At 44.7% G+C, this 12,710-nt stretch carries 9 protein-coding genes; 6 read left to right on the top strand and 3 right to left on the bottom strand.

Annotation, left to right across the window (positions count from 1 at the left end; all coding sequences use genetic code 11):
• Positions 1 to 70: 70 nt before the first annotated feature.
• From ACYQ2C_RS06120 to ACYQ2C_RS06130, 3 genes are all read right to left on the bottom strand, one after another.
• Positions 71 to 736, bottom strand: coding sequence for an HAD family hydrolase (locus ACYQ2C_RS06120; protein WP_460100791.1), 666 nt, complete (start codon positions 734 to 736; stop codon positions 71 to 73).
• Positions 737 to 750: 14 nt separating this feature from the next.
• Positions 751 to 1,449 (bottom strand): bifunctional 2-polyprenyl-6-hydroxyphenol methylase/3-demethylubiquinol 3-O-methyltransferase UbiG, encoded by a 699-nt coding sequence (ubiG, locus tag ACYQ2C_RS06125; protein WP_460100794.1) that lies wholly within the window; start codon positions 1,447 to 1,449, stop codon positions 751 to 753.
• Between the two features lie 108 nt (positions 1,450 to 1,557).
• Positions 1,558 to 2,901, bottom strand: a complete 1,344-nt coding sequence (locus ACYQ2C_RS06130; protein WP_460100797.1) for a TRZ/ATZ family hydrolase — start codon at positions 2,899 to 2,901, stop codon at positions 1,558 to 1,560.
• Positions 2,902 to 3,277: 376 nt separating this feature from the next.
• Between ACYQ2C_RS06130 and gyrA the strand changes: the two genes are divergently transcribed.
• The 6 genes from gyrA (at position 3,278) to cysN (ending at position 12,645) form a co-directional block, all read left to right on the top strand.
• Positions 3,278 to 5,863 (top strand): DNA gyrase subunit A, encoded by a 2,586-nt coding sequence (gene gyrA, locus ACYQ2C_RS06135; protein ID WP_460100799.1) that lies wholly within the window; start codon positions 3,278 to 3,280, stop codon positions 5,861 to 5,863.
• Positions 5,864 to 5,972: 109 nt separating this feature from the next.
• Positions 5,973 to 7,106, top strand: a complete 1,134-nt coding sequence (pheA, locus tag ACYQ2C_RS06140; RefSeq protein ID WP_460100802.1) for a prephenate dehydratase — start codon at positions 5,973 to 5,975, stop codon at positions 7,104 to 7,106.
• Between the two features lie 136 nt (positions 7,107 to 7,242).
• On the top strand, positions 7,243 to 7,851 hold the full coding sequence (gene cysC, locus ACYQ2C_RS06145) for an adenylyl-sulfate kinase (RefSeq protein ID WP_460100804.1): 609 nt from the start codon (positions 7,243 to 7,245) through the stop codon (positions 7,849 to 7,851).
• Positions 7,852 to 7,951: 100 nt separating this feature from the next.
• Positions 7,952 to 10,210: a bifunctional prephenate dehydrogenase/3-phosphoshikimate 1-carboxyvinyltransferase gene (locus ACYQ2C_RS06150; protein ID WP_460100807.1), complete on the top strand. Its 2,259-nt coding sequence runs from the start codon at positions 7,952 to 7,954 to the stop codon at positions 10,208 to 10,210.
• A 96-nt stretch (positions 10,211 to 10,306) separates the two neighbouring features.
• Positions 10,307 to 11,218 (top strand): sulfate adenylyltransferase subunit CysD, encoded by a 912-nt coding sequence (gene cysD / locus ACYQ2C_RS06155; RefSeq protein ID WP_460051435.1) that lies wholly within the window; start codon positions 10,307 to 10,309, stop codon positions 11,216 to 11,218.
• Positions 11,218 to 12,645 (top strand): sulfate adenylyltransferase subunit CysN, encoded by a 1,428-nt coding sequence (gene cysN, locus ACYQ2C_RS06160; protein ID WP_460100811.1) that lies wholly within the window; start codon positions 11,218 to 11,220, stop codon positions 12,643 to 12,645. The genes cysD and cysN overlap by 1 nt, the downstream gene beginning before the upstream one ends.
• The last annotated feature ends 65 nt before the right edge of the window (positions 12,646 to 12,710 follow it).

Here is a 12,710-nt window from a genome sequence, read left to right on the forward strand (position 1 = left end):
TTATGTTGGTTTATGTTTTAGGAACCTTTGATCAACTCATCCATGATTTAATCAGAGAGAAGAAATTTGCTTAGCAATATTCAAGTAAGTCTAAAGGGTTTTCGGCGTAGAAGTCTGCTTGCCAAGCTTGTGTGGGGTTTGTTTCTGAAAAATATCCCCATCCAGCCACAACGGTTTTCATACTGGCGGCACGACCGGCAATAATATCTCGCTCGTGATCGCCAATATAAATACTGTTTTCAGGATTCGCGTTAAGTTTTGAACACGCTAAAAATAGCGCCTCTGGACTTGGTTTTGCCTCTTTCACGTGCTCAGGACACACAAGTACCGGAGGATTGAGTGAAAGTTGTTCCATTAAGGGGAGGGAATATTTTTCAGGCTTGTTGGTAACGATTCCCCATTTACGCTGGTTGCTTTCCAGTTGTTCTATGACGGTTTGAATACCCTCAAATAAACAGGATTGGCTTTTGTTCGATTCGAGTAGGTCGTTGTAGTTGGCGAGAAAATCAACCAAATTTCTATCGAATTCGGTCTCACCCGGTTGACCGCCAAAGGCGAGTTTAACCATTTGGCGAGCGCCCCCAGAAACCGTGTTGCGAATATCTTGTTCGTTAAGAGGTGGCAGCTGTTTTACCGCTCTCATGGTATGGAGCACGCGTATAAAATCTGGAGCGGTGTCGAGTAGAGTACCGTCTAGATCAAATAATACACAGCTGATGCGATTAGAGTCGGTCATGATCGAGAAGGTGTTCAGCCTTTTACCGCAGTCATAAAATAATTTACGTCCACATCGCGATCAGACAATTTGTAAGACTGCGTCAAAGGGTTATACACCAAACCGGTAATGTCTTGGATGGTTAAGTCTGCTTTGCGAACCATGGTGCCAAGCTCTGAAGGCTTAATAAACTTGCCGTAATCATGAGTGCCTTTGGGGACCATTTTTAGCAAGTACTCGGCAGCAACAACCATGGCACCGTAACTTTTCGGGTTGCGGTTAATGGTTGATAAAAATAAAAATCCACCCGGTTTAACCAAATCGGCACAGGCTTGAACTACCGACGCAGGGTTTGGAACATGCTCCAGCATTTCCATGCAGGTAACCACGTCGAAAGTTTCTTTGTGAGTTTCTACCAATTCTTCAGCAGTAATTTTTCGATAATCTATGGTCACACCACTTTCTAAGGCGTGTAATCGAGCGACTTCAAGGGCTGCTGGGCTCAGGTCTATGGCTGTAACTTCAGCACCTCGAAAAGCGAGAGCTTCACTTAAAATTCCACCGCCACAGCCGACATCTAAGACTTTTTTACCCGCTACAGGTTGTGTTTCTTCTATATAGTTGCAGCGTAATGGGTTGATATCGTGCAGTGGCTTGAATTCACTGTTTCGGTCCCACCAACGAGAAGCACTGGCGTCAAATTTGGCGATTTCAGATAAATCGGCGTTTGTCATATCAATTTTCACTTCTGTCTAAACGGTGGATTATGCCAAGCGTTTTTATAAGAGCAGTTATTCAATAAGATGAACGATTAACATCAAGTGCTCTTATCGGTTTATAGATTAGCGAGACGATTTCGAAATTTTATCTCGCCATTGGTTCACGTCTGTTCGCAAGCTCTGTTCATTTATTTGCGTGAGTTTGCCCGATTCTAACAATTGCTGGCCGGCAACCCAAACATCGCTGACTTTGTGTTGAGTTTCTCCGTAAATCAAAGCGCTGAGTGGCGAATAAACAGGCTGATGATGTAGGTCACTCAAATCAACAGCGCATAAATCTGCATCTTTACCTATTTCGATACTACCGATATTGCTTGCCAGCCCTAGGGCTTTTGCTGAGTTTATGGTTGCCATACGCAATGCTTGTACTGCACTTACCGCATCTGCTTTTGCACTTACAATTTTGGCAAGCATCGCCGCTTGTGTCATTTCAGAAATCATATTGAGAGCGTTGTTACTGGCAGCACTATCGGTGCCTAGGCCTACGTTAATACCGGCCTCTAGGAGTCGATCAACCGGACAACCGCCGCTGGCGAGCTTCATGTTAGAGCGTGGGCAATGTATGACCGAAGCTCCGGTTTCTTGGAGCAATGAAATGTCTTCGTCATCGATTTGCGTCATGTGCACGCATTGGGTCTTGTCGGTAAGTACGCCAAGATCATAAAGACGTTTTACCGGTCGTTTGCCAAACTGAGCGAGGCTGTCGGTAATTTCTTGAGCAGTCTCATGAAGGTGAATGTGCAGGCCGAGATTCAGTGCTTTGTTGGCGTCTAGTACGGCTAGAAAAGTGTCGTCAGAGACCGTGTAGGGCGCGTGAGGACCAAAGCCGAACGAGACCAGAGTGTTTGGTTTATGGTTGGTGATTAATTCTACAATTGCTGATAGGTAATCACCGGGTTTCTGCTGCCAATTGCTCGGAAAATCGAATACTGGGGGTACAAGGTGTGCGCGAATTCCGGTTTCTTCCACAGCCTGAAGGGTCGCTTCCGGGAAAAAATACATGTCCGCAAAACAGGTAGTGCCCGATTTTAACATTTCGGCGAAAGCTAATTGGCTGCTGGTTTTGACGAAATCTGGGCTCACAAAAGCGTGTTCCGCCGGCCAAATATGTTCACCTAACCAGGTTTGCAAAGGCAAGTCGTCAGCGTAACCGCGTAACAACGTCATACCCGTGTGGCCATGCGCATTGATGAGCCCCGGTATCAACAGGTGATCATTCAAATGAATGGCTTGGCTATCTGGAAATAATGCTTTTGCTTCTACGGCGTTCATTACCGCGATGATTTTGCCATTTTTGATAGCGACGGCGGAATTTTCGAGCAGAGTGTTATTGTCATCAACAGTCGCAATCCATCGCGAGTAGATTAATAAATCGGCATTACTGCTGCTGGCGATTTGTTGGTTCATTGATGGAAAGCCACTTGTTTAAAAATTTATTAAAACCCTGATTCCAGTATAGCCCCAAGGCATATACAAGCGCATCAACAAAAATACGTATCTTACTGATTTCTATGATAGAATAACCGGCTTATCAGCGCATTGAGAATAAGCTGTACGCGGCTGAAAATGGTATTCAACAGGTCTGCTAAAAATAGACTTTGCCGGTGTGTTCAATCAATGTCATTTGGATTGAGGCTGGTTGTGCGAATTGTGAACGGGTAACTCTTTTATCTAGTCATCAAATTGCTTTTTAAAGTTTAAAGACATGACCATTTTCTTCCAATATTTCCCGCGCTGGACTAATCCACATTGATCGTACTGCACGTTAGGCAAGCACACATATATGGCCGAAATCGCAAAAGAAATTCAACCCGTAAATATTGAAGACGAACTCAAGCAGTCCTACCTTGATTACGCAATGAGCGTCATCGTAGGTCGTGCACTTCCTGATGTTCGCGATGGTCTCAAACCCGTTCATAGGCGTGTTCTTTACGCCATGAGCGAACTTAAAAATGACTGGAATAAACCCTACAAAAAGTCTGCTCGTGTCGTGGGTGATGTTATCGGTAAATACCATCCTCACGGTGATTCGGCTGTATATGACACCATTGTGCGTTTAGCTCAGCCGTTCTCCATGCGTTATATGCTGGTTGATGGTCAAGGTAACTTCGGTTCCATTGACGGCGATAGCGCCGCTGCCATGCGTTATACCGAAATTCGCATGGCTAAAATCTCCCATGAATTGCTGTCGGATCTCGATAAAGAGACTGTTAATTTTGTTGAAAACTACGACGGCAACGAATTAATTCCAGAAGTCTTGCCAACTCGCGTACCCAATTTGCTGGTTAATGGCTCGTCTGGTATTGCGGTGGGTATGGCAACTAACATACCTCCACACAATTTACGCGAAGTTATTAAGGCGTGTTTAGCATTAATCGATGATTCTACGTTAACCATCGATCAGTTAATGGAGATCATTCCTGGCCCCGATTTCCCCACCGGAGCAATCATCAACGGTCGTGGTGGCATTCTGCAAGCCTACCGAACGGGGCGTGGTCGAATTTATGTACGTGCTCGCGCTCATGTTGAAAAAGATGAAAAAACCAATCGCGAAACCATCATTGTTACCGAAATTCCTTATCAACTTAACAAAGCACGTTTAATTGAAAAAATTGCCGAGTTGGTTAAGGATAAAAAGCTTGAAGGAATTTCTGAACTGCGCGATGAATCCGATAAGGATGGTCTGCGTGTGGTTATTGAACTCAAGCGTGGCGAATCTGGCGACATAGTTTTGAACAACTTGTTTGCTCAAACGCAAATGCAAACGGTGTTCGGCATTAATATTGTCGCATTGGTTGACGGTCAGCCCAAAGTGCTGAACCTTCGTCAACTTCTTGATTACTTCTTGTTGCATCGTAGATCTGTTGTCACTCGAAGAACCGTCTATTTGTTGCGCAAAGCGCGCGAGCGTGGCCACATCCTAGAAGGGCAAGCGGTTGCCATTGCCAACATTGACCCGCTGATCGAGCTGATCAAAAGCTCGGCTACGCCGGCGGAAGCCAAGGTTGCCTTGATGGCCCGAGGTTGGGAAATTGGTAACGTTGCGCAGTTTTTAGAGCGTGCCGGTGATGATGCCTGTCGACCAGAAGGTCTTGGTAGCCAATACGGTGTTGTTGATAACGCCTACTATCTGTCTCCTGAGCAGGCAACGGCCATTCTAGAGTTGCGATTGCATCGTTTAACCGGCATGGAGCACGAAAAGCTGCTTGCGGAATACGAAGAAAAACTCAAACAAATTACCGAGTACCTTCACATTCTTAACGATCCTATGCGTTTGATGGAGGTTATTCGTGAAGAACTGACCGAAATTTTGGAAAACTTCGGTGACGAGCGTCGCACCGAAATCCAACATTCTCAAACCGATTTAAACATCGAAGATTTGATTAATGAGGAAGATCGTGTTGTTACGATTTCCCATGGCGGCTATGCCAAGAGTCAACCTCTCGATGCCTACCAAGCCCAGCGCCGAGGCGGCATGGGTAAGGCAGCAACATCGGTTAAAGATGAAGACTTTGTAGAACATTTATTGGTTGCTAACACTCACGATACGCTGTTGTGCTTTACCAGCGCTGGCAAAGTGTATTGGTTGAAGGTCTATCAAATTCCAGTGGCCGGTCGTCAATCGCGTGGCCGTCCAATGGTGAACCTGCTGTCTCTTGATGAAGACGAACGTATTACCTCCATCTTGCCGGTTAAAGAGTTTGATGAAGATCACTTCATCTTTATGGCAACGGCGAACGGTACCGTTAAGAAGACTCCTTTGTCGCAATTTTCCAGACCAAGAAATTCTGGCCTAATTGCGCTAGTTTTGGATGAAGGCGACCGTTTGGTTGAAACCGCCATTACCAATGGCGAATGTGACGTCTTATTATTGAGCTCTGCCGGTAAAGCTGCCCGCTTTAAAGAGTCTGATGTTCGCCCCATGGGCCGCAGTTCTCGAGGTGTACGTGGTATCAGAATGCCCGAAGGCCATAAAGTGATCTCTATGGTGATCCCTAAAGAAGATGGCATGGTTTTAACCGTTAGTGAAAATGGTTATGGAAAACGTACCTTAACCAGCGAGTATCCAACCAAAGGTCGGGGTGGCCAAGGTGTCATTGCCATGGCGGTATCTGAACGCAACGGCTCGGTGGTCGGCGCAGTGCAATTGTTCCAGGGTGATGAGCTGATGTTGATCTCAGATCAAGGTACTTTAGTACGTACACGCGCAGATGAAATTTCCCTTTCTGGACGCAACACACAAGGTGTACGCGTTATTAAATTGAAAGAAGGCGAAAGTTTGGTTGGCTTGCAACGTATTGAGGAGTCTGAATCAGAAAATGATGCAGAATCTAACGTTGAAGAAGACTCTTCTTCCGGCGAAGAATAAATCAATTAGCGCCTGAACGAGTTTGGTAACTCGCGTACAGGCGCAAAATTTCATACATTTAAATGGCCATCACACGGGAAGTGGTGGTTGTAGAGAGAGATATATTGGAATGACTACCAACAATACCAATTCTGATACTCGAACTTCTCAAGAAGAACTTAAGCTCGGTGAGCTTCGGGAAAAAATTGACGGAGTCGATTCTCGGTTAGCGCAGTTAATTAATGAGCGCGCTACACTTGCTCAAGAAGTTGCTGCAATCAAGCACCAATTTCGTGAAGGTAATGAACCGGTTGTGTTTTATCGCCCTGAACGAGAAGCCCAAGTTCTCTCTCGCGTAATGGAAAAAAATCAGGGACCATTGGGCGATGAAGAGATGGCTCGATTGTTTCGCGAGATCATGTCGGCGTGTTTGGCTTTAGAGAGACCAATCTCTGTTGCCTATTTAGGCCCTGAAGGCACATTTACTCAACAAGCCGCATTAAAGCATTTTGGTCATTCTGCGGTTACTAAAAGTCTTCCTGCTATTGATGATGTGTTCCGTGAAGTGGAATCCGGCAGTGTCAATTATGGTGTCGTACCTGTTGAGAACTCAACAGAAGGCGTTATCAATCACACGCTAGACAACTTTATGACATCGGGTTTAAAAATTTGCGGTGAAGTTGAATTGCGCATCCACCAAAACCTAATGGTTTCTGATGTCACTAAAATCGATTCAATTACACGGGTTTATTCGCATTCGCAATCCCTAGCACAGTGTCGTAAATGGCTTGATACTCATTATCCGGGCGTTGAACGTATTGCGGTTAACAGTAATTCTGAGGCTGCAAAACGTGTAAAAAGTGAATGGAATTCGGCAGCGATTGCGGGTGAATTGGCTGCACGTAAATACGGTTTAAATATCCTCAACGAAAAAATCGAAGATCAGCCCGATAATTCAACTCGGTTTTTGATTATCGGTACCGAATCAGTACCTGTTTCTGGGATTGATAAAACCTCAATTATGGTGGCGATGAAAAACCAGCCTGGTGCCTTACACAGTCTGTTGCAACCTTTCCATCAATTCCATATCGACCTAACACGTATTGAGACAAGGCCTTCAAAGATGGGTGCTTGGAACTACGTATTTTTTATCGATTTCTCTGGGCATATTTCCGATTATTCCGTGCAGGAAGCTTTAAAAGTTGTCGATGAACATGCTGCCGATATCAAAGTCTTAGGTTCATATCCTAAAGCGGTTTTATAAATCACTATTTTGAATGTTTAACTGAAAGCGCTACTATACCGCGCTTAAAATTTAGTAAACGGTAAAAAGGACTTAGTCATCATTAAGTCCTTTTTTATCGCTTGTGATTTTTGCCGAGCGTAAGGTTAAGACTCTGATGAGTTTGAATATTAAGTGGCATGATACCCAAGTATCCCATGCACAGCGAGTGGCCCAAAAAAATCAAAGACCTTGTATTATTTGGTTTACAGGCTTGAGCGGTGCGGGTAAGTCAACGCTTGCAAATGCTGTAGATTTCGAGCTGTATACAAGAAGTCATCACACTTATGTACTCGATGGCGATAATATTCGCCATGGTCTAAATAAAGACCTCAGTTTTAGCGACGAAGACCGCGTTGAAAATATCCGGCGCATTGGCGAAGCCTCAAAACTGTTTGTTGATGCCGGATTAATCGTATTGAGTGCTTTTATTTCACCGTTTCGCCAAGATCGAGACATGGTTCGTCATTTGGTTGAAAAAAGACAATTTGTTGAAGTTTACGTCGCTACACCTATTGAGGTCTGTGAGGATCGAGATCCTAAAGGCTTGTACAAGCGTGCTCGTAACGGTGAAATTAAGCATTTTACGGGTATTGATTCTCCCTATGAAGCTCCTGAATCACCAGAAATTAAAATAGATACATCCAAATACAGCCTTGAAGACGCTAAAAATCAAGTCATATCATATTTGGAGATGCAGGGCTATATCCCTAAAAACCCGTTATAAGAATCTTTGATTAACTCATCCATGATTTAATCAGAGTTTCCTATAACAATTTTTCACATTCGTCTTGTTTAGTTGCCCGATTGAGAGGATTCAGAGCGCCGTGTCACCAAAATTAGTTCGAAAAATAGTGGTTGTTGGCGTTGGTCTTATCGGTGGTAGCTTTGCAAAAAGTGTAAAGCGTGTGGGTGTCTGTGAAGAAATTATTGGTGTTGAGGCGAATACAAATCTTGCGCAAAAAGCGCTTAAAACCGGCGCGGTAGATCGGTTCGCAGTATCCCTTGAGATCCTCGCGCCCGAACTGGATGAGAGGGATCTAGTCTTTATCGCTGTTCCTACTTTGTCAGTAAACACTGTACTAAAAGACTGTCACCGTTATTTGAGTCCCAGTGTGACAATTACTGATGCGGCCAGCGTGAAAGGATCGGTACGCGAAGCCGCGGTGGAAATTTATGGCAACTTTCCCGAGCAGCTAATTTTAGGCCACCCAATCGCGGGATCTGAAAAAAGCGGAGTTGGTGCTGGTTTAGACACTTTATTTGCCCATCACAAAGTCATATTAACTCCGGAATTAGCAAGTCAATCTGAGCAATCTCCGAGCTTTGTCAGAGTAAAAGCGCTATGGGAAGCCGTTGGTGCCCAAGTATTAACCATGTCGGTAGAAGCACACGATCAAGTTCTGGCGTCCACCAGTCATCTTCCTCATGCGCTTGCTTATTCCTTAGTAGATACTCTCGCGAACGATCCTGATCACGATGATATATTCAATTATGCCGCCGGTGGTTTTCGGGATTTCACTCGCATAGCGTCAAGTAGCCCAAAAATGTGGCACGATATTATGTGCGCGAACAGCGAAGCGGTCGTGCGTTCTCTTGATCTGTTCACCAAAAATTTGCACCTACTGAGGGATGCCGTAGAGCGGCGCGACAGTGATACAATTATGAGTTTGTTTTGTCGAGCTAAAGAGTCTCGCGAAGCATTTTTACGCTCGCATTCGAGTAACAGCAGTCAGTCGTCAACGACTACCCAAGAACAAGAGTCATCCATGTCTAACAAAATCAATTATGTATTAAAGCCCGGTGGTTTTGTCTCCGGTAGTATCCGAGTTCCCGGTGATAAATCGATTTCTCATCGATCGATTATGTTGGGCTCTTTAGCCGAAGGCGTGACGCACGTTACCGGATTTCTCGAAGGCGAAGATGCATTGGCCACATTACAGGCTTTTAAAGACATGGGTGTCAATATTGAAGGGCCGACCAACGGTGAGGTAACTATTCACGGCGTTGGTCTGCACGGACTAAAAGCACCCAAAAATGCGCTTGATATGGGAAATTCAGGCACTGCCATGCGCTTAATGGCCGGTTTATTGGCAGGACAAGAGTTCGATTCAACCTTAATTGGCGATGTGTCTCTTTCAAAACGACCCATGGGGCGCGTGGCTAAACCCTTGGCAGAAATGGGCGTAAAGGTAGGAACAGAAGAGGGTGGTTGCCCGCCATTGAGAATTTCCGGTTCAACTAAGCCACAAGCCATTCATTACGATATGCCGATGGCGAGTGCACAGGTGAAATCCTGTGTGTTGTTAGCTGGTTTATACGCCGATGGCACAACCAGTGTCACCGAGCCTGCTCCGACTCGCGATCATACCGAACGTATGCTGCGCGGTTTCGGTTACGATGTAAAAACCGAAGGCAATAAAGTGACTTTGACCGGTGGTGGTAAACTTACGGCTGCGAATATCGAAGTTCCCGCAGACATCTCTTCGTCGGCATTCTTTATGGTTGCCGCTGCAATCACTCCGGGTTCGAACCTAACATTACAGCACGTTGGCATTAATCCAACTCGGGTTGGAGTTATCAATATTTTGCGAGAAATGGGCGCTAACATTACCTTGCTCAACGAGCGAGAAGTGGGTGGCGAACCAGTTGCCGACATTCAAGTTCAGTACGCCCCACTTAAAGGAATTCATATTCCAGAAGACCAAGTACCTTTAGCGATCGATGAGTTTCCGGTGTTATTTATTGCTGCCGCAAGTGCTGACGGCACTACGATTTTGAGCGGTGCTGAAGAGCTTCGTGTGAAAGAAAGCGATCGCATTCAGGTTATGGCCGATGGCTTAAACGCCATTGGCGCTGACGCAACACCAACGCCTGATGGTATGGTGATCAATGGCGGCAAGCCACTGCTTGGCGGCGATATTCAAACCCACCACGACCATCGAATTGCTATGTCATTTGCAGTAGCGTCTTTGATCGCTACCGAAGAAATTCGTATCCATGACTGTGCGACCGTTGCAACTTCGTTCCCAGGGTTTGCAGAGCTTGCCAAACAAGTGGGTATATCGATAGAAGTACAAAGTTAGGCAAAGTAGGGCGGTAAATGATTATAATGCCGCCCGTTTTTATCGTAAAAGTTAATCCATACCGCAATAGAGAGATAAACCGGGATAAACCTACCCATGACCATAGATTTCAATCTCACCCACCTAAAGCAGTTGGAAGCTGAGAGTATTCACATCATTCGTGAAGTTGCTGCAGAGTTCGACAATCCAGTAATGCTTTACTCCATCGGTAAAGATTCTGCCGTAATGTTGCATCTTGCTCAAAAAGCATTCTACCCAGGTAAGCCACCATTTCCTTTAATGCACGTCGATACCACGTGGAAGTTTAAAGAAATGATTACCTTCCGCGACGAAATGGCGGAAAAATTGGGTTGGGACTTAATTGTTCACACCAACCAAGAAGGTGTGGATATGGGTGTTGGTCCATTTACTCACGGCAGTGCCAAACACACCGACATCATGAAGACCGCAGCGTTAAAACAAGCGCTTGATAAATACGGTTTTGATGCCGCCTTTGGGGGCGCTCGCCGAGATGAAGAAAAATCCCGTGCTAAAGAGCGCGTTTATTCTTTCCGCGATAAAAACCACCGTTGGGACCCGAAAAATCAGCGTCCTGAATTGTGGAATATCTATAATGGTCGAGTTAACAAGGGCGAAAGCATTCGAGTTTTCCCGCTGTCAAACTGGACCGAACTTGATATCTGGCAATACATTCACTTAGAAAGTATTCCGCTTGTACCGCTTTATTTTGCCGCGAAGCGTCCAGTTGTCGAGCGCGATGGCACATTGATCATGGTTGATGATGATCGTATGCCAATCGAAGATGGCGAAGAAATCCAAGAAAAAATGGTTCGATTCCGTACCCTAGGTTGCTATCCATTAACCGGTGCTGTCGAATCAGAAGCAACAACATTACCTGAAATTATCCAAGAAATGCTACTTACCACTACCTCGGAACGTCAAGGTCGAGTTATTGATCACGACAGTTCAGGTTCCATGGAGAAGAAAAAGCAAGAGGGGTATTTCTAATGTCACACCAGTCAGATTTAATCGCTACCGATATCAATGCTTATTTAGAGCAGCATGAACATAAAGAGCTATTACGCTTTTTAACCTGCGGCAGTGTTGATGACGGCAAAAGCACCTTAATTGGCCGACTTCTTCACGACTCAAAGATGATCTATGAAGATCAGCTAGCGGCTATTCAGTCCGATACCCAAAAACACGGTACCACAGGCGGCAAAATTGACCTTGCGTTACTGGTTGATGGTTTGGCCGCTGAACGCGAGCAGGGTATTACGATTGATGTTGCTTATCGTTATTTCTCAACCGAAAAACGTAAATTCATCATTGCCGATACTCCGGGGCATGAGCAATATACCCGCAACATGGCAACCGGTGCTTCTACCTGTGACCTTGCCATTATTTTAATTGATGCCCGTCATGGCGTGATGACGCAAACTCGTCGCCACAGTTATATTGCATCTTTGTTAGGCATTAAACACATTGTTGTTGCTATTAATAAAATGGATTTAGTTGAATTCAGCGAAGAGCGTTTCAACGAAATTCAAAAAGCCTACGTACCTTTTGCCGAAGACCTAGGTTTACAAGATATTCGCTGCGTTCCTATTTCGGCGCTAGATGGCGACAATGTTGTAAACGTCAGCGAACACACGCCTTGGTATAAAGGCCAAACGTTGATGCAAATTCTCGAAACTGTAGAAATTGCAGAAGATAAAAACACCGAAGATTTCCGTTTTCCGGTGCAATACGTTAATCGTCCGAATTTAGATTTTCGCGGTTTTTGTGGCACAGTTGCATCCGGTGTCGTTCGTGTTGGCGATAAGATTAAAACCTTACCTTCCGGCAAAACCAGCACTGTTAAAAGCATTGTTACCTTTGACGGTAATCTGGATTTAGCTTTCGTTGATCAAGCTGTTACCCTTACATTAGCCGATGAAATTGATATTAGTCGCGGCGATATGATTGTTAATGCGGACGATAATAAAGTCTCAAAAACAAATCACTTAAATGCACACATTGTATGGATGTCTGAGCAAAATCTTACACCCAAAAAACAATACGAATTTAAGTTCGCTAGTAAGGCAGTCATCGGCCAAGTTAATTCCATCGCTCATTTGATTGACGTGAACACACAAGAAACTCGTGAAGCACAACAATTAGAGTTAAACGATATTGCCTTGGCAGAGGTTTCGCTAAACTCCGATGTGGCTATCGATCCATACAATATTAATCGTGCAACTGGTGCTTTTATTATTATTGATCGCCTGACCAATATCACCGTTGGCGCCGGTATGGTAACCGAAGCGTTAAGCGAAGATGAATCTTCTTTAAGTAACAGTCAATTCTCTGAATTTGAACTTGAGTTAAATGCTCTGGTTCGCAAACATTTCCCACACTGGAATGCGTTGGACTTAAGTAGCTTCAAAAAATAATCGAGTATTATTTTAAAAAGGCCTCTTTTATAGAGGCCTTTTTTATGCCTGAATTTCAACTTTTA

The sequence above is a fragment of the Sessilibacter sp. MAH3 genome, from assembly GCF_054658275.1.